Origin of the sequence: Mesorhizobium sp. M7A.F.Ce.TU.012.03.2.1, from assembly GCF_004006095.1 — a bacterium.
GTDB lineage: Bacteria > Pseudomonadota > Alphaproteobacteria > Rhizobiales > Rhizobiaceae > Mesorhizobium.
On sequence record NZ_CP034779.1, the window covers coordinates 1,262,100 to 1,279,361 of the forward strand.

At 63.8% G+C, this 17,262-nt stretch carries 16 protein-coding genes; 13 read left to right on the forward strand and 3 right to left on the reverse strand.

Annotated elements, in window-relative coordinates:
* Positions 1-239 precede the first annotated feature (239 nt).
* The 4 genes from EJ079_RS06115 (at position 240) to EJ079_RS06130 (ending at position 4,980) form a co-directional block, all read left to right on the forward strand.
* Positions 240-1,655 (forward strand): LuxR C-terminal-related transcriptional regulator, encoded by a 1,416-nt coding sequence (locus EJ079_RS06115; protein WP_127808384.1) that lies wholly within the window; start codon positions 240-242, stop codon positions 1,653-1,655.
* Positions 1,656-1,947: 292 nt separating this feature from the next.
* Positions 1,948-2,712, forward strand: coding sequence for an SDR family NAD(P)-dependent oxidoreductase (locus tag EJ079_RS06120; RefSeq protein WP_245481818.1), 765 nt, complete (start codon positions 1,948-1,950; stop codon positions 2,710-2,712).
* A 196-nt stretch (positions 2,713-2,908) separates the two neighbouring features.
* Positions 2,909-4,417 carry a multicopper oxidase family protein gene (locus tag EJ079_RS06125; RefSeq protein ID WP_127808385.1) on the forward strand — a complete coding sequence of 503 codons (1,509 nt, stop codon included), beginning with the start codon at positions 2,909-2,911 and terminating at the stop codon, positions 4,415-4,417.
* A gap of 26 nt (positions 4,418-4,443) precedes the next feature.
* The gene (locus tag EJ079_RS06130; RefSeq protein WP_245481819.1) at positions 4,444-4,980 is read left to right on the forward strand and encodes a cytochrome c; all 537 of its coding nucleotides are present in this window, start codon (positions 4,444-4,446) and stop codon (positions 4,978-4,980) included.
* A 71-nt stretch (positions 4,981-5,051) separates the two neighbouring features.
* Here EJ079_RS06130 and EJ079_RS06135 read toward each other — a convergent pair whose 3' ends face one another.
* Complete coding sequence (locus tag EJ079_RS06135) at positions 5,052-5,753, reverse strand: GntR family transcriptional regulator (RefSeq protein WP_127268040.1); 702 nt, start codon at positions 5,751-5,753, stop codon at positions 5,052-5,054.
* Positions 5,754-5,991: 238 nt separating this feature from the next.
* Here EJ079_RS06135 and EJ079_RS06140 point away from each other — a divergent pair, with 238 nt between their 5' ends.
* The 9 genes from EJ079_RS06140 (at position 5,992) to EJ079_RS06180 (ending at position 14,968) form a co-directional block, all read left to right on the forward strand.
* Positions 5,992-7,032: an ABC transporter substrate-binding protein gene (locus EJ079_RS06140; protein ID WP_127328099.1), complete on the forward strand. Its 1,041-nt coding sequence runs from the start codon at positions 5,992-5,994 to the stop codon at positions 7,030-7,032.
* Positions 7,033-7,111: 79 nt separating this feature from the next.
* Positions 7,112-8,197, forward strand: coding sequence for an ABC transporter ATP-binding protein (locus tag EJ079_RS06145; RefSeq protein WP_127808386.1), 1,086 nt, complete (start codon positions 7,112-7,114; stop codon positions 8,195-8,197).
* Positions 8,194-9,120, forward strand: a complete 927-nt coding sequence (locus EJ079_RS06150) for an ABC transporter permease (RefSeq protein ID WP_127808387.1) — start codon at positions 8,194-8,196, stop codon at positions 9,118-9,120. Before EJ079_RS06145 ends, EJ079_RS06150 begins: the two co-directional genes overlap by 4 nt.
* Positions 9,117-9,917 (forward strand): ABC transporter permease, encoded by an 801-nt coding sequence (locus EJ079_RS06155; protein ID WP_127328093.1) that lies wholly within the window; start codon positions 9,117-9,119, stop codon positions 9,915-9,917. The genes EJ079_RS06150 and EJ079_RS06155 overlap by 4 nt, the downstream gene beginning before the upstream one ends.
* 47 nt (positions 9,918-9,964) lie before the next feature.
* On the forward strand, positions 9,965-11,551 hold the full coding sequence (ggt, locus tag EJ079_RS06160; RefSeq protein WP_127396946.1) for a gamma-glutamyltransferase: 1,587 nt from the start codon (positions 9,965-9,967) through the stop codon (positions 11,549-11,551).
* Between the two features lie 90 nt (positions 11,552-11,641).
* Positions 11,642-13,168 (forward strand): acyl--CoA ligase, encoded by a 1,527-nt coding sequence (locus EJ079_RS06165; RefSeq protein ID WP_127808388.1) that lies wholly within the window; start codon positions 11,642-11,644, stop codon positions 13,166-13,168.
* A 2-nt stretch (positions 13,169-13,170) separates the two neighbouring features.
* On the forward strand, positions 13,171-14,151 hold the full coding sequence (locus EJ079_RS06170) for a 2-dehydropantoate 2-reductase (protein WP_127808389.1): 981 nt from the start codon (positions 13,171-13,173) through the stop codon (positions 14,149-14,151).
* Positions 14,152-14,246: 95 nt separating this feature from the next.
* On the forward strand, positions 14,247-14,630 hold the full coding sequence (locus EJ079_RS06175; protein WP_127328086.1) for a VOC family protein: 384 nt from the start codon (positions 14,247-14,249) through the stop codon (positions 14,628-14,630).
* Between the two features lie 104 nt (positions 14,631-14,734).
* Complete coding sequence (locus tag EJ079_RS06180) at positions 14,735-14,968, forward strand: hypothetical protein (RefSeq protein ID WP_127267610.1); 234 nt, start codon at positions 14,735-14,737, stop codon at positions 14,966-14,968.
* Positions 14,969-15,053: 85 nt separating this feature from the next.
* Here EJ079_RS06180 and EJ079_RS06185 read toward each other — a convergent pair whose 3' ends face one another.
* Complete coding sequence (locus EJ079_RS06185; RefSeq protein WP_127811286.1) at positions 15,054-16,112, reverse strand: aminopeptidase; 1,059 nt, start codon at positions 16,110-16,112, stop codon at positions 15,054-15,056.
* Between the two features lie 177 nt (positions 16,113-16,289).
* Positions 16,290-17,261, reverse strand: coding sequence for a branched-chain amino acid ABC transporter permease (locus tag EJ079_RS06190; RefSeq protein WP_127808390.1), 972 nt, complete (start codon positions 17,259-17,261; stop codon positions 16,290-16,292).
* Position 17,262 lies beyond the last annotated feature (1 nt).

The following is a 17,262-nucleotide window of genomic DNA, read 5'->3' on the forward strand; positions in this document are numbered from 1 at the left end:
CACCCGCTTGCGAAAGAAGGTGACGGTTGGGCGGAATAGCCCAAGGCCGTGCATGCCAGCACTATGGATACAGGACGCATGGAACCCCCTTAGCCGATTGTTTGTTGCCGTTAGGGAAGCTTGCGCCGTGCGAGCCTGCGGCGGAATCGGGCAGATGCGGTATTCGGCCTAGTGCATTTGTAGCATTCTTCTGTAGCATTCTTCGGCTACGGAGGGGTTTCCAAGGACGGGGGTCCACAATGGTGCTCGGCGCTTCGAAAGCTCAAACGCTTGTCGCTTTGTCGGGTCGTGAGCGCGAGGTCGCGGAAAAATTCGCCGCCGGCCTGACCTATCGGGAGATCGGCAAGGCGCTTTTCATTGCTCCGGCCACTGTTCGCACTCACCTTGCGACCATCTACGGAAAACTTGGGGTGCGGACCAAGATCGGGCTCGCGGCGTACTTTGCCGGCGCTTCCGGCGCCCGGCCAGGCGGGCTGTCACCCCATCAAAGCGAAAAACCGCGGCTGGCGGTGATGCCGGTCAAGGGTCAGTTCGGCAAAACAAGGACCGATGCGGATGCATTGACGCGCGCGTTGACCGCAGAGCTCGGACGCTTCTCCCAGATCGGAATCGTCGCAGCGGCCACAATGTTCGCGCTCGCGAAGCGGCATCTCACTGTCAAGGAAATCGGCAGGACCACGGGAGCCAACTATGTCCTGGAGGTCGCGGTCCATAGCCAAGACAAAGCCATGCACGCCTTCGCGCATCTCGTGGACGCCGAGGAGGAAGTCGAGGTCTGGAGCGCAAGATATGATCTCGCCCAGACGTCATCGCATGACGAATTGACAGGCGTGATCAGCGGAAATCTCTTCCAGGTGTTGATGAAGCACGCGGCAGGCCCGCCCGCCCTCGAGGAAGCAATTCAGCACCACAAGCTCTATCTGAAGGCGTTTTACCACGTCGAACGGCCGACGGCGAAAGGCATGGTCGTAGCGCGGCGTCTCTGTGAAAGGCTCCTCGCCGCCGAGCCAGAGCATGCATTGATAAGGGAGACTCTTGCCTGGGTCGATTTCCACTCCTGCTTCAACGGATGGTCCATTGAACCCATCGAGGCCTTTCGCCGGGCTGGTGATGAGGCTCGGGCCGGACTTTGTGGCCATGACCGGGAAGCATCTCTGCACAGTGCTCTCGGATTGGCCGAGACTTATCTCGGAAACTTGCAGACGGGCCTTGGCTGCCTGTGGCGGGCCATCGCACTCAATCCGAACGATGCAGAGTGTCGTACCTGGCTGGGAATTGGGCTAACTTACGCCGGAGATCTCGAAGGTGCACAGGCAGCTTTCGCGCGGGCCGACCTTCTCAGTCCGAATTATCATCCGATCTTTCTGTTCAGGGGCGATGCCGAATACGCCGGCGGGAACTATAACGCCGCGACTGCCTCGTTTGATCGATTTCTGATGGTCCTGCCTGAATACCACTGGGCACGGCTCCTGCGGGCTGCATCATACATGGGGATGGGCGATCTCGAGTCTGCGCGGAAGGACGTGTCGTTCGTCTCGCGCGAGTCGCCCAGGTTGACCGGCGAGTATGTCGATCGATTGCAGCAAGCGCGCGGTCCGGAGTTTAGAAATAACCTGTGGTCACGCCTCAGCGCAGCAGGACTGCCATGGAAGTGACCTATCGAGGATGACATTGGGCGCATAGGGTCCGGTTGCGTGTCAACTTGCGTCATGGCGGGCTCCAACCCGAACGGCGGGAACGAGTGACGGCCTGCGACTGCACGGCGGTGGCAGGATGGCTGGTCAACACCGGCCACGCAATGGACTAAGCATTCGGGCGGCGCCTACGCGGGTCACCAGGACGAAGCTCGGCAAAGCGGCGCAGAATGCTGCAGAGCAAATCTTCGCAGCGCCGTCGTCCAATCTGCGTGGTAAGACCGCGACAAGGCGGAAACCAGCGGAGCCTGATTTGACCATTCCCCATACCCGCATCAAACGCGCACTTATCACCGGCGCGGGCGCGGCCGACGGCATCGGCTTTGCCATTGCCCGGCAGCTCGGCTATGCCGACCATGCCGTTTTTCTCACCGGTGCCAGTGCGCGTGTGCTCGATCGCGCCGTTGGGCTCCGTGCAGAAGGCATCGATGCCAAGGCCGTGGTCGCCGATCTCACCATGGCAGCTGATGTCGCGCGGCTGCGGGCTGAAGTCGGCGCCGTCGACATCCTGGTCAACAATGCCGGCATGGGCTCGCTGGCATCGCCATCGGTCGACAAGGCGTTTCTCGCCATGACCGAGGCCGACTGGGATCAGGGGATCGACGTTAGCTTGAAGACGGCATTCCTCGTCACGAAGGCCTTTCTGCCGGCGATGGTCGAAGCGGGCTACGGGCGCATCGTCAATGTGGCGTCGGTCACCGGCCCGCTGGTATCTTTTGAAGGCACGGCCGCTTATTCCGCCGCCAAGGCCGGCATGGTCGGCCTGACGCGGACACTGGCGCTCGAAGTGGCCAAAAGCGGCATCACAGCCAATGCCGTGGCTCCCGGCTGGATCGAAACGGGCTCGTCGAGCGAGATGGAGCGGCAAGCCGCCCTACATACGCCGCCAGCGCGGGCCGGGCGGCCGGATGAGGTGGCCGCCGCGGTGGTATTCCTGGCCTCGGAAGGCGCCAGCTATGTCAATGGCGCGCTGCTGGTGGTCGACGGCGGCAACAGCCTTCAGGAGCGCAAGGGCTGAGAACTCTGCGACTTCGCCGGAACGACCGGTGTTCATGATCGGACAGCGGGTCCGTGCTCTCACTACATCGTGCGCCAGGGCAGCTTCTATCGTCACCGTCGACTGCTCGATCTCACTTGACCTTCCAGCTGCTGGAACCCTTAGGGTCACGCGAGGTCTTCCGGCGGGCCTTTCATCGAGAGCAAGGAGTGGAGAAATGCATCGACGCGGATTTCTGACGGCAAGCCTGGCGACGGTTCTGGCGAGCCCGCGTGCGCTGGCGCAGACGAAGATGGACGATATGTCGATGCCCGGCATGGGCGGCCATGCCGGGCACGACATGGCCGCGATGGTGCAAGACGCGGTCACCCTGCCCGAAGGCCAGGCGTTGCGCGCCCTGCAAGTGCTTGCCAACGAAGCCGACCGGCCGGGCCTGCTCAGGGCGAGGCTGACCGCGGAACCGGCCATTGCGAGGTTCGCCGAGGGGCGCGACACACCGATCCTCGCCTATAATGGCATCACCCCGGGGCCGCTGATCGAGGCCTTCGAAGGCGACCGCGTCGAGATCACATTTGTCAACCGCATCGATAACGAGGTGAGCACCATCCACTGGCACGGCATGCCGGTGCCCGCCGACCAGGACGGCAGTCCGATGGATCCGGTTGCGGCGGGCACCGAGCGCGTTTATGCCTTCGAGCTGCCGGAAGGCTCCGCAGGCTCCTATTGGTACCACCCGCACCCGCACGGCAAGACGGCAGAGCAGGTCTATCGGGGTCTTGCCGGCGCCTTCGTCGTCAAGGCCAAGGCCGATCCCATCCCGGCCGAATATGGCGACACGGTGCTGGTGTTCACCGACCTCAGACTTGCCGCCGATGGCTCGATACCGAGCAACAGCATGAGCGATCTGATGAACGGCCGCATTGGCGACCACGTGCTGGTCAATGGCCAGAAGAATCCCAGGCTCTCGGTGGCAAAGGGCGCCAAGCGACGCCTGCGCCTCTACAACGCCACCAACGCACGGTTCCTGAAGCTTGCCTTCGACGGCGCGACGATAACAGTCATCGGAACGGATGGCGGGCTGCTCGCGGCGCCGGTGGCGGCGGACGAGATCCTGCTCAGCCCGGGCGAACGCCTCGAGTTGGTCGCATCCTTCGACAGGCCCGGCCCCATCACCCTCGATACGCTCGGCTACGACCGTGGCTGGATGGGTCCCGGCCGCCCGGCCGATGCGGGGCTGACGCTGCTGACGGTCGATGTCTCGGAGAGCGAAGCCGAGGCGGTGCCGCAGCTGCCGGCGCGGCTGCGGTCGATCGCACCGTTCGCTGACCCTGTCCTCACCCGGCGGCTCGTTTTAACGGAGACCATGGCGATGAAACCCACCGGCATGGAGATGGGTTTCCTGATCAACGGCAAGGCCTTCGACATGGAACGCGTCGACTTCGTCGCCAGGGCCGGCGAGATCGAGCTCTGGGAGATAGTCAACGAGGCCGACATGGACCATCCCTTTCACGTCCACGGTACTCAATTCCAGGTCGTCGAACATGAGCGCGACGGCGCGGTGTCCAAGCCGCCCTATCTCGCATGGAAGGACACGGTGAACGTCGCCCGCGGCGAGACGGTGCGGCTCCTGCTGCGCCAGGATAGGCCGGGGCAGCGCATGTATCACTGCCACATCCTCGAGCACGAGCAGCTCGGCATGATGGGCGTGCTCGATGTCATGGCATGAAGTTCGGCATCGCGTTCGGAGCGGTGGTGCTGGCGCTGGCCGGTTCGCTGAGCCTCTCCTCGCCGCAGGCGGTCGCCTCCAGTGATGAGATCGTGGCCGCACGCCAGGCCTCGATGAAGGTTATGGCGGCGGCAGCGAAAACCATCGCCGAGATGTTCGGCGGCAAGCGCGCCTACGACGCCGCCAGCTTCAAGGCGGCGGCGGAGGCGCTCAGCGCCCGTACCGGACCCGCCCTGATGGCTGAATTCCCGGCGGGCACGCTGGGCGCGCCGTCGGGCGCCAAAGCGGAAATCGATCAGGCGCGGCCGGAGTTCGAGGCGCTCGCCAGTCACATTGGCGAACTCGCCGATGCATTGGCAGCCAAGGCCGAAACCGCGCCTGCCCGGATCACCTCGGACATGCGCATGGGCGCGATGACGTCAATGGACGGGGGCAGTCTGCTCGGCAAGCGGCTGAAGACAACGGAGGCGGATCCGGCCGGATTGCCGGCGGAGCATCTTCTGCACCTTATCCTCCAGGATTGCTCAAGCTGCCATTCCAAGTTTCGGCAAAAGGTGAAGTGAGAACCGGCGATCACACCGCCATTTGTTGCCCTCTTGTGCAGCGATGCGGAATGCCAGGAAGGCCACCTGTATCAAGACGCCTTCGCCAGAAAATTCCGATAATCCGACTTGGCCTGCAGCAGGCGCAGCACATTGTCTCGCGAGCCGCGCACATGGGCGCGTGCCAGCGTGCCGGCTCGGGCGGCGTCGCCGGCGCAGATGGCATCGACGATCTCGGCGTGCTCGTCGCGGGCGATCTTCCATTCGTCCAGCCACAACAGTTCGGTCCAGACGTAGTGCTGGCACTTGTCGAGAATGCCGCACAGCATGTTGTGCAGCATCACGTTGCCGCTGATTTCGGCGATGACGCGGTGCAGGTCGATGCCGACTTCCAGTTCCTGGAATTTTTCCCGGTTCGTGCGTTCCGGAATGGCTGCCAGCCGTTCGCATTCGGCCAGCATGGCGCGCAGCCGCGCCTTGTCCTGTTCCGTCGCCGCCGTTGCCGCAAGTTCCGTCGCATGGCCGTCGAGCAGTTCGCGGATCTCGAAGGCCTCGCGGAACATGTTGATGTCGAACTCGGTGACGACATAGCCCTGGCGCGGCCGGCCGGTGACCAGCCCGTCACGCTCGAGGCGATTGAAAGCCTCGCGCACCGGGGTTCGGCTGACCGTCAGCTTCGCCGCGATGTCGTTTTCGGTGACGCGGGAGCCCGGCGGGATCTGGCCGGTCACGATCATCGCCTTCAGCGCGGAGTAGACCGAGTCGCGCAGCGTATTTTTGGTTTCCTTGGCCAAGCTTCCCTTCCCACTTCTCCGGCCTTTCAGCCGGAACACGCATAGCTGTAGCCGCAGTCGGCGCAATTTGCCACGCCTCCGGCGAAGCCGTCCCTCACCAACCTGGTCCGGCACGAAGCGTACATTTCGAGCGCGCCGGCGGTGTTGACAACATCGATCGCTAGGCTACACTCAAAATTGTATACAAAATAGCATGCCAAATCAAAAACAATGGGAACACCGGTTGGAGAGCCGAAAAATGAACAGAACCAGAAACGTTAGCATCGTTGCGATGGCGGGCCTCATGGCTTCGTTCGCAGCCCCCGCCATGGCGGGCGACACTATCACCGTCGCCTCATGGGGCGGCACCTACCAGGAGGCGCAGACCAAGGCGTTTTTCAAGCCGACCGCCGACGCGCTCGGCATCACCATCAAGGAAGACACCACCAACGGCCTCGACGACGTCCGGCTGCAGGTGACCGGCAATGCGGTGAAGTGGGACATCACCGAACTTGGCGCCGACGAATGTGCGCGCGGCTCGAAGGAAGGGCTGTTCGAGAAGCTCGACTACGGCATCATCGACAAGAGCGGCATCAACCCGAAGCTTGTCCACGACGACTGGGTCGGCATTTCCTACACCTCGGTCGTGCTGATCTACCGGACCGACGTCTTCGGCGACAAAGGCCCGAAGACCTGGGCCGATTTCTGGAACGTGGAAAAGTTTCCGGGACGGCGCGCGCTGAGCGGCAGCCAGGCGACGGAAACGCTGAGCGTTGCCGCACTGGCCGAGGGCATTCCGATCGACAAGGTCTATCCGGTCGATATCGACGGCGCGTTGAAGTCCGTCGACAAGATCCGCGGCAATGTCGACGCTTGGTGGACCTCCGGCGCCCAGGCCATGCAGCTGGTTAAGGACGGCGAAGTCGACATGGCGAGCATCTGGAACGGCCGCGCCGGCACCTTGAAAAAGGAAGGCGCGCCGATCAGCTTTTCCTTCGACCAGGGCGTGCTGACCGCCGACTGCATGGTCATCCCCAAGGGCTCCAAGAACAAGGAAGCGGCCATGAAGGCGCTGGCGATGTTCGTCAGCCCGCAATTGCAGGCCAATCTGCCGCTCTATGTCGACAATGGCCCGGTCAACGAGAAGGCTTTCGAGACTGGCAAGATCCCGCAGGACAGGATCAAGGACATCAATTCGGCGCCCGAAAACGTCAAGAAGCAGGTGTTGCAGGATGCAGAATTCTGGCGCGACAACCTGGTCGAGGCGACGGAAAAGTTCAACAATCTGATCCAGCAATAGGCTGCGGCCGCAATCCAAACCACGGCAGGGCGACGCCTCGCCCTGCTTTCGCCGCCTCAGCCCCTGGGAGAGAAAAATCTTGTCCATTGCGCCATCCGCGTTGCCGATCGGCATGCGCGGGATCGAGAAACGATTTGGCAGCGTGCCTGTGCTGCGCGACCTCAACCTCGATGTCGAGGCTGGTGAATTCCTGACGCTGCTGGGGCCTTCCGGTTCCGGCAAGACGACGCTGCTGATGATCCTGGCCGGTTTCGTGCGGGCCAATGCCGGCTCGATCAGGGTCGGCGGCGACGAGATCATCACCACGCCGCCGCACAAGCGCAACATCGGCATGGTGTTCCAGAACTACGCGCTGTTTCCGCATATGAACGTCTTTCACAACATCGCCTTTCCGCTGAAGCAACGCGGCGTCGCCGCCGCCGAGACGGCCGAGCGTGTCGAGAAGGCACTCGATCTGGTGAAATTGCAGGGACTGGGCGAGCGCCGGGTCGACCAACTCTCCGGCGGCCAGCGCCAGCGCGTGGCGCTGGCGCGCGCCATCGTCTTCGAGCCGCGCATCGTTCTTATGGACGAACCCTTGTCGGCGCTCGACAAGGGCCTGCGCGAGCACATGCAGATCGAGCTGCGCGCCCTGCATCGGCGGCTCGGCATGACCACCGTCTATGTCACGCACGACCAGCGCGAAGCCATCACCATGTCGGACCGCATTGCTGTCATGAACGGCGGACGCATCGAACAGCTCGACAAGCCCGAAAGCCTCTACGCCAGGCCGCAAACGCAATTTGTAGCAGGCTTCATCGGCGAATCGAATTTCATTCCGGTCGAGTGCCGCAACGGCTCCGTCTGGTACGAGGACCGAAGAATCCATACGGCGGCGGCGACGCCGGCGGCAGGCCAGTACCTGATGGTGGTGCGGCCGGAAAAGCTGCGGCTCTTGGCAACCGCCGAACCGACAAGCGGCGTCAACGTGCTCAACGCGACGCTCAGTGACATCATCTATCAGGGCGACAGCTTCGTCTGCTATGCCGTGCTGCGCGACGGCCGGCAGCTGACTTTGCGCGACTATTGCCGCAGCGATGTGCTGGCGAAAATGCCGGCGCCCGGCCAGCCAGTCTCGTTCGGTCTCGATGCGCAGGACACAATCCTGGTAGCGGCAGACCGATGAGCGCGCAGACCGCCGTCATGCAGGAGAATGCCGGCCGCGCGGGCCCGGATTTGAACACGCAGGCGCTGCGCACGGACGCGCGGCGCGAGTCGTTGCGGCTGCTGGCGCTGCTGTCGCCGAGCCTGTTGCTGGTCTTCGCCATCATCATCGTGCCCATCGGCTGGCTGTTCTGGCTGTCGCTGTTCGACGAAGCGGGCGGCTTCAGCGCCGCCAATTATGCGCGATTCTTCGAGCAGGCCTCCTACATCAAGACCTTTGTCACCACCTTCAAGGTCGCCTTCATCGTCACCGGCGCCTGCGTGCTGCTTGGCTATCCCCTGGCCTACATGCTGTCGCAACTGCCGCGCCGCGCAGCGTCGATCTGCCTGATCTTCGTCATCCTGCCGTTCTGGACATCGGTCCTGGTGCGCACCTATGCCTGGGTGGTGATCCTGCAGCGCAAGGGCCTGATCAACAGCTGGCTGATCGACCTCGGTGTGATCAGCCAGCCGCTATCGCTCGCCAACAATTTTTCGGGCGTCGTCATCGGCATGACGCATATCCTGCTGCCGTTCCTGGTGCTGCCGCTTTACGCCTCGATGAAGACAATCGACACCGACTGCCTGCGCGCCGGCATGAACCTCGGCGCCGGCCCGGCCGCCACCTTCCGGCAGATCTTCTTTCCGCTGTCGCTGCCCGGCCTCGCCTCGGGCGTGGTCATCGTCTTCGTGCTGTGCCTGGGCTTCTTCGTCACGCCTGCGCTGATGGGCGGCGGCAAGGTCATCATGTGGGCGATGCGCATGGAACAGACCACCAGCCTCTATTCCAACTGGGGCGCGGGTGCAGCACTCGGCGTGGTGCTGCTGGTGGTCACGCTGGCGCTTCTCGGCCTGTTCCAGTGGCTGCTCGGCGCGCGCGCCACAGGTGTGTGGAGTTCGCGATGAGCGAGGATTTTGGCCTGCCTATCTCGCACCGGCAACGGCTGTGGCTCTATTGCCTCGGCGGCCTCGTGCTTCTGTTCCTGATCGCGCCGTCGATCATCATCGTCATCATGTCGTTTTCGGACTCGACGCTGCTGCAATTCCCGCCGCAGCAATGGTCGCTGCGCTGGTACCAGACCTATTTCGGGTCGCTGGAATGGCGTGACGCCACGATCGTCTCGGTCAAGGTGGCTGTCATGACGGTGCTGGTGGCGACACCGCTCGGGACCGCGGCCGCCTATGCCATCAACCGGGGCACGCTGCGCTTCAATGGCACCATCAACGCGCTGCTGACGGCGTCGCTGATCGTCCCGGTGATCCTGATCGGCATCGGCACCTTCTTCCTCTATGCGCGCATCGGGCTCAACAACACGCTGACCGGCCTGGTCATCGCGCACACGGTGCAGGCGCTGCCGCTGGTGGTGCTGACCGTGCTTTCCGGGCTGCGCTCCTACGACATGAACCAGGAGCGGGTGGCGCGCAGCCTCGGCGCCGGCCGCGTCGCCGCCTTCTGGCAGGTGACGATGCCGCAGATCCGCTTCTCGATCGTCTCGGGCGCGCTGTTTGCCTTCATCACCTCCTTTGACGAAGTGGTGGTTTCGCTGTTCATATCGGGCGGCGAGACCACGACATTGACGCGCCGCATGTTCAATGCGCTGCGCGATCAGATCGACCCGACGATCGCCGCCATCTCGACCTGCCTGATCGTGCTCTCGGTCGTGCTGTTGTCGGTTGCGCAGATCTTCGGCCGGCGGCATTGATTCACCAGACGAATTCGCAGAAGTGACCCATGGGATATCCAGACAGAATGCGTGATTTCCAGTTTCCCGGCCGCTCGCCGGTTCGTGCCACCGAGGCGGTTGCCGCGACCTCGCATCCGCTTGCAACCCTTGCGGCCATCGACATGCTGCGCTCAGGCGGCAATGCCATGGATGCCGCGGTCTGCGCCGCCGCCGTGCAGGGCGTGGTCGAGCCGCAATCGACAGGCATCGGCGGCGACTGCTTCGTGCTCTATTCTCCCGGGGGACAAGGCAATGTGCTGGCCTTCAATGGGTCCGGCCGCGCGCCTGCCAGGGCGACAGTCGACTGGTACCGCGAGAAAGGCTTCGACCGCATCCCGTTGCAGGGGCCGCATGCGGTCACTGTGCCGGGTGCCGTCGACGCCTGGAGCCGCCTGCTCGAAGACCATGGCCGCAAGGGCCTTGCCGAGACGCTGGCGCCGGCCATCCACTATGCCGAGAACGGCTATGTCGTGCACGACCGCGTCGCCTTCGACTGGGCCGAGCCGGAAACCGACCTGTCGGCCGACGAGCATGCCGCCCGTATCTTCCTGCCCGGCGGCAAGGCGCCGAAGGCGGGTGACGTCCACCGGCAGCCGGAACTGGCGGAGACCTTGCGCATCATCGCCAAACACGGCCGGTCCGGTTTCTACGAGGGCGCGGTCGCCGACGATATGGTGAGCCGGCTCAACGAATTGGGCGGACTTCATACGGCCGAGGATTTCGCCGCTACCAGAGGCGACTATGTGGCGCCGGTCAGCACCTCCTATGGCGGCCATGACATCCACCAGATGCCGCCGAACAATCAGGGGCTGACGGCGCTTTTGATGCTCAATTTGCTGTCGGGCTTCGAGCTCGGCGGGCTCGACCCCAATGGCGCCGAGCGCCTGCATCTGGAGATCGAGGCCGGGCGCCTGGCCTATCGCGACCGCGACCGCTATGTCGGCGACCAGGACCATGTCCCAGTGCCCGTGAAGCAGCTCCTGTCCGGCGCCTATGCCGACCGGCTGCGCGCCGAGATCGACCGCGACCGCGCCATGACGCATCTGCCGCGCGTGGAGCTGCCCGGCAGTGACACGGTCTACATCTCCATCGTCGACCGCGACCGCAACGCGGTCTCCTTCATCAACTCGACCTATTATTCGTTCGGCAGCGGCGTCGTCGGCCCGAAGACCGGTGTCGTGCTGCAGAACCGTGGTTCCAGCTTCCGCCTCGACCCGGCGCATCCGAACGCGATCGCACCGGGCAAGCGGCCGATGCACACGATCATGCCGGGCATGGCGACGAAGAACGGCCGCGTGGTGATGCCGTTCGGGGTCATGGGCGGCGGCTATCAGCCGTTCGGCCATGTCCATCTGCTGACCAACATGATCGACTTCGGCATGGACCCGCAGCAGGCGCTGGATGCGCCGAGGGTGTTTTACAATGATGACACCGTGGAGGCCGAGCGTGGCGTTCCCACCGAGGCGATCGAGGGCCTGCGCCGGCGCGGCCACCGCATCGCCGAACCGCATCACCCGCTGGGCGGCGGGCAGGTGGTGCTGATCGACTGGGAGAAGGGGACGCTGACCGGCGCTTCCGATTCGCGCAAGGATGGTTTGGCGCTTGGCTACTGAGGCGATCCGTTGTCCAATGGCGTATCCGTATCGAGGCAAGCCCGTCAGAAGGGCTCCCGCCAGTAGTCGTTCGAAATCCAGCCGGTGATCATGACCCAAACTGAAACCCACGCAGATCTCTCCCGCCGTCTCGCCGCCGGCGCCGACGATGCGCCCGCCATCCTGGCACCCGACAGGGCGACGCTCAGCCATGGCGGATTGCGCAGCCTGATCGCCGATACTGCAAAACAGCTGCATGCGCGCGGCATCGGCCGGGGCGACAGGGTGGCGATCGTGCTGCCGAACGGGCCTGAGATGGCCACCGCCTTCGTCGCCGTCGCGGCCGCCGCCTCGACGGCACCGCTCAACCCCGCCTACCGGGCCGACGAGCTGGATTTCTACCTGACCGACATCGGCGCCAAGGCGATCCTTGTCGGGGAGGGCGAGACCGGACCGGCTGTGACGGTGGCCGAACGCCTCGGCATCGGCGTGCTGCGGCTTATCGTGCAGCCCGGCACACCCGCCGGCAGCTTCATGATCGAGGGCGCAGCGATCGGACCGCAGGCCGCGCCCGACATGGCGCAAGACAGCGAAATTGCGCTGCTGCTGCATACCTCCGGCACGACATCGCGTCCAAAACTGGTGCCGCTCAGCCATGCAAACATCGCGGCCTCGGCTGCCCATATCGGCGGCACGCTTGGCCTGACGGCAGATGACCGTTGCCTCAACATCATGCCGCTGTTCCACATCCACGGCCTGATCGCGGCCGTGCTGTCGTCGCTGGCTGCCGGTGGCAGCATCTACTGCACGCCGGGTTTCAACGCGCTGCGCTTCTTCCAGTGGCTGAGCGAGGCGCAGCCGAGCTGGTACACGGCGGTGCCGACCATGCATCAGGCGATCCTGCCCCGCGCGGCACGCAACACCGAGGCGCTGGCGGCGGCGCGTCTGCGCTTCATCCGCTCATCCTCGGCGTCGCTGCCGGCGCAGGTGATGACTGAGCTGGAGGCGACCTTCGGCTGCCCGGTGATCGAATCCTACGGGATGACCGAGGCCGCCCACCAGATGGCATCGAACCGGCTGCCGCCGGGCCAGCGCAAGCCCGGCAGCGTCGGCGCCTCCGCCGGTCCGGCCGTGGCTGTCATGGCGCCCGACGGGCGGCTGCTCGCAGCCGGCGAGACCGGCGAGATCGTCATTCGCGGACCCAACGTCACGACGGGCTACGAAAAGAACCCGGATGCCAATGCCACGGCTTTCGCGCATGGCTGGTTCCACACTGGCGACCAGGGCGTGCTCGACGAAGACGGCTATCTCAGGGTCACCGGTCGGCTCAAGGAGATCATCAACCGCGGTGGCGAAAAGATCTCGCCGCTCGAGGTCGACGACGTGCTGATGGACCATCCGGCGGTGGCGCAGGTCGTCACCTTCGCCATGCCGCATGACAAGCTTGGCGAGGAGGTGGCCGCGGCGGTTGTGCTGCGCGAAGGCATCAGTGCCACCGAGGGCGACATCCGCACCTATGCCGCGACACGGCTTGCCGATTTCAAGGTGCCGCGCAAGATCCTGATCCTGGACGAGATCCCCAAGGGTGCGACCGGCAAATTGCAGCGCATCGGCCTTGCTGCCAAACTCGGGCTTTGACGATGAAGATCACCATCTTCGGCGCCGGTGCGATTGGCGGCTATCTTGCGGCCAAGCTCGCCATCACTGGGCGGACCGATCTTTCGATCGTCGCGCGCGGCGCCCATCTGGAAGCCATCAAGGCGGACGGCCTGCGCCTGATCGAGGATGGCCAGGAGATTTCGGTCCCCGTCCGGGCCGCCGCCAAAGCCAACGAGCTTGGCGCCCAGGATTACGTCGTGCTGGCGCTGAAGGCCCATTCTCTCTCCCCAGCCCTTGACCAGATCGCGCCGCTGCTTGGGGACCACACATCAGTCGTCACCATGCAGAACGGCGTGCCCTGGTGGTATTTCCACGGCGTCGGCGGGCCGCTCGAAGGCACCAGGCTGAACGCGGTCGACCCCGGCGGCGCGATCTGGCAGCGGATCGGACCGGACCGCGTCATCGGCTCGGTCGTCTATCCCGCGGTCGAGGTCGATGCGCCGGGCCTCATCCGCCATGTCGAGGGCAAACGTTTCTCGCTCGGCGAACCCTCCGGCGAGCGCAGCGAACGGGTCACGCTTCTGGCCGAGGAGATGGTCAAGGCCGGCCTGCAAGCGCCGGTGCGCGAGGACATCCGTAGCGAAATCTGGGTAAAACTGTGGGGCAACCTCTCCTTCAACCCGATCTCGGCGCTGACCGGCAGCACGCTGGCCGCGATCGTTGCCGACGATGGCACCCGCACGCTGGCCCGCACCATGATGCTGGAGGCGCAGGCGATCGGCGAAAGCCTCGGCGTGCGTTTTCCCATAGCGGTCGACCGGCGCATCAAGGGCGCCGGCGATGTCGGCGAACACAAGACCTCGATGCTGCAGGACCTGGAGCGCGGCAGGCCGATGGAGATCGACGCGCTGGTGAGCGCGGTGCAGGAACTTGGCCGGCTCACGGACAAGCCGACCCCGACCATCGATGCCGTGCTGGCGCTGGTGCGGCGGCTGGCGGTGGAACGCGGGTGTTATGGGTGAGATGGAAGGACAGGGCAAATCAGAGCCGTGGCGCGCGACGATCCAGGCCTTGAAGCGTCTTGGCCTCATATCCCGGCTTGACCAAGGTTAGCAGCATGCTGAACGCCATTCACCACGTCGCGCTCATCTGCACCGACTACGACCAGTCGCGACGGTTCTACGTCGAACTCCTCGGCCTCGATCTGATCCGGGAGGTTTATCGGGAGGAGCGGCAATCATGGAAGGCGGATCTGCGGATCGGGTCGGCCCAACTGGAATTGTTCTCCTTCCCTGCACCAGCGATGCGGCCATCCCACCCAGAGGCTACAGGCCTGAGACATCTGGCATTCGCCGTGGCTAATCTTGAGCCCGTAATTATCCGCCTGGAAGCCGCAGGCGTTGCCGTCGAGCCAATCCGGATCGACCCATACACAGACCAACGGTTTACCTTTTTCAGGGACCCGGATGGATTGCCGCTGGAACTCTACGAAGCACCATAAGGAACGGTTCGCTTTCACGACGGGCGCTGTGTACTGACGGTCTCGGTATCGGCGGACCGCGAATCTGTGCTAAGCGCCGCCCAACCAACCAAAGGACGACACCAATGAGCGAACTGACCGTGGCCGAGGCGACCGAGAGCATCTATGCCTCGCTCCGGGCGGACAATGCCGACATCGACACACATATCGCGGCGCTTAAGGCGGCGCTGACGCGAGAGGGGATCAAACAGGCGGTGTTCGATCCGGCCAAGCTGGCGCAGAACAACCGCTCGGGCCGCAAGTTGATGCAGGCTTATTTTCGGCAGCGCGGCGTGAGCGTGAAGTTCTCGGACCAGTAGAACCGCGCGGGCGATCTCAATCGCGCGATTTGGTTGGTTTCGGACGCAAGTTCCCCGACGCTTCGGGCCATCCCTTTTGACCGGCTCAATAACAGCGATCTGCCGCCGCAAGTGCATCGACGCGGTGAGCTTGGTCCAGTGCGCCAATCCGTCGGACTGACGCATAGAACCTGACATAGTCGCCCGAACACAAGTCGAACAGGCGCAGAAACGCGGTCACCCGATCGCTATAAACGGACGTCGCGGCGAGCTTTGCGTTGTTGATCGGGGAAGCGAACCAGGCGTCGTATCCCCGGTATCGGCCCCAGCGCCTGTCGCGCATGTGTCGGTAGCGCATCCGCAGCCGTTCAATCGCGGCCGTCTTCGCGGCCAGTTTTTGCTCCGAGGTGCCGGCGTTGGAATAGACTTGCGCCAACTCGTCCCGGGTCCGCGACACCAGCGCAAGAAATTCAGCTTTTCGCTTCCGGGCGGCTTCGTAACGGCGCAACGCGGCGGCATCGCCAGTCGCGCGCAGCCATTTTTTCACGCCGGTTGTTTCGACGGCGACAGCGAACGCCTCGTTGAATGCGGAATCGTCGTGCACGTAGACGCGCTGGTGGGCCAGTTCATGGAACACCAGCGCTGCGAGATTGGTTTCATCCTGGCCGAACATCGTGCTGAGCAGCGGGTCGCTCGACCAGCCAAGCGTGGAATATGCCGTGATGCCCGTCACATAGACGTCCATGCCCTGTCCTTGAAGTTCGACAGCGGTTTCAGTCGCGGACTTCCTGGAGAAATACCCCCGGTAGGGAACACAGCCGAAAACAGGGAAACACCATGTTCGCGGCGTCAGCGAAAATGCCGGCGCGGCGAAGACGGCCCATGTCACCGAGTCCCGACCAATGTCGACATAGCTGCGGTAGCTGTTGTTGTCAGGCAGCGCCAGTTCATCCGTTGCGAACTGTCGTATAGCGCTCGCCGATGCCATTCGCGCGCGCAATGCCTTCGGCGTCGACGGATCCTCGATCAGTTTTCCGACATCCTGGCGCGCCGTCATGATCCGCACATGGCCCTGCACGGATTGCGCGTAGTAGGAAATACTGGTGCAACCGGTCACGCCGGACGCCACGATTACAACGACAAGCAATCGAAAGAATGCGCGCATCACGATTTGCCCAAAGCAGTGCTCACCCGTTCCGATGGAGTCGCAATTGCCCCAGGTCGCAAGCAGTCGCATCGATTTGATCGAGGTCTATAGCTTTCTGAAGTATCCGGACAGGTGCTCATTGGGGAGACGCATGCGTCATCACGCGCAAGCCGCGTCCCATCAACCTGCAGCTGATCAGTCCTTTCCCGCCCGCTTGAAAATCCGCGCGTAAAATTCGCCGACGATGCCGCGCCGGAAGACGAGCACGCACACCATGAAGATCAGGCCAGTGGCGATGGTCACCGGAAAGCCGGAAGTGGCAAGCGTGTTTTCCAGGCCGATGACAAGGCTGGCGCCGATGATCGGCCCGACCATGGTGCCGATGCCGCCCAGAAGCGTCATCAGGATCACCTCGCCCGACATCTGCCAGGTGACGTCGGTGAGCGTGGCGAACTGGAAAACCATCGCCTTGAGCGAGCCGGCCAGCCCGGCCAGCGCCGCCGACATGACGAAAGCGCCGAGCTTGTAGTTGGCGACGGAATAGCCCAGCGAAATGGCGCGATTCTCGTTTTCGCGGATCGAGCGCAGGATCATGCCGAACGGCGAATTGACGATGCGCCAGATGGCGAAGACGCCGACGAGGAACACCGCCAGCACGAAATAATACATGTTCAGCGAGACGTTCAGGTCGAGGACGCCCAGCAGCATGCCGCGCGGCACACCTTGGATGCCATCCTCGCCTTGCGTGAACGGCGCCTGCACGCAGAAGAAGAAGAACATCTGCGACAGCGCCAGCGTGATCATGGCGAAATAGATGCCTTGCCGGCGAATGGCGAAAAAGCCCATGACAAGGCCGAGCAAGGCCGCACCCGCCATGCCGAGCAGAATGCCGGCTTCCGGCGGCCAGCCCCAGACCTTGACGGCATGCGCCGTGAAGTAGGCGGCGCCGCCGAAAAAGGTGGCGTGGCCGAACGACAGCAGCCCGGTGTAGCCAAGCAGGAGATTGAACGCACAGGCAAACAGCGCAAAGCACAGCATCTTCATCAGGAAGATCGGATAGACCAGGAAAGGCGCCACCAGCAGCGCCAGGATGCCGAGCCCGACCAGCGTCCATTCAAGCCGCGCCGAGGTTTTGGCCGATGTCTCGCGAAGCGTCAGTTCCGACATG

What these genes read in the sequence shown, in the direction of transcription:
- EJ079_RS06150 (WP_127808387.1), top strand. Translation starts at nt 8,194, where the DNA reads ATGAGCGCGCAGACCGCCGTCATGCAGGAGAATGCCGGCCGCGCGGGC.
- ggt (WP_127396946.1), top strand. Translation starts at nt 9,965, where the DNA reads ATGCGTGATTTCCAGTTTCCCGGCCGCTCGCCGGTTCGTGCCACCGAG.
- EJ079_RS06125 (WP_127808385.1), top strand. Translation starts at nt 2,909, where the DNA reads ATGCATCGACGCGGATTTCTGACGGCAAGCCTGGCGACGGTTCTGGCG.
- EJ079_RS06155 (WP_127328093.1), top strand. Translation starts at nt 9,117, where the DNA reads ATGAGCGAGGATTTTGGCCTGCCTATCTCGCACCGGCAACGGCTGTGG.
- EJ079_RS06140 (WP_127328099.1), top strand. Translation starts at nt 5,992, where the DNA reads ATGAACAGAACCAGAAACGTTAGCATCGTTGCGATGGCGGGCCTCATG.
- EJ079_RS06170 (WP_127808389.1), top strand. Translation starts at nt 13,171, where the DNA reads ATGAAGATCACCATCTTCGGCGCCGGTGCGATTGGCGGCTATCTTGCG.
- EJ079_RS06190 (WP_127808390.1), bottom strand. Translation starts at nt 17,261, where the DNA reads ATGTCGGAACTGACGCTTCGCGAGACATCGGCCAAAACCTCGGCGCGG.
- EJ079_RS06180 (WP_127267610.1), top strand. Translation starts at nt 14,735, where the DNA reads ATGAGCGAACTGACCGTGGCCGAGGCGACCGAGAGCATCTATGCCTCG.
- EJ079_RS06165 (WP_127808388.1), top strand. Translation starts at nt 11,642, where the DNA reads ATGACCCAAACTGAAACCCACGCAGATCTCTCCCGCCGTCTCGCCGCC.
- EJ079_RS06175 (WP_127328086.1), top strand. Translation starts at nt 14,247, where the DNA reads ATGCTGAACGCCATTCACCACGTCGCGCTCATCTGCACCGACTACGAC.
- EJ079_RS06185 (WP_127811286.1), bottom strand. Translation starts at nt 16,112, where the DNA reads ATGCGCGCATTCTTTCGATTGCTTGTCGTTGTAATCGTGGCGTCCGGC.
- EJ079_RS06115 (WP_127808384.1), top strand. Translation starts at nt 240, where the DNA reads ATGGTGCTCGGCGCTTCGAAAGCTCAAACGCTTGTCGCTTTGTCGGGT.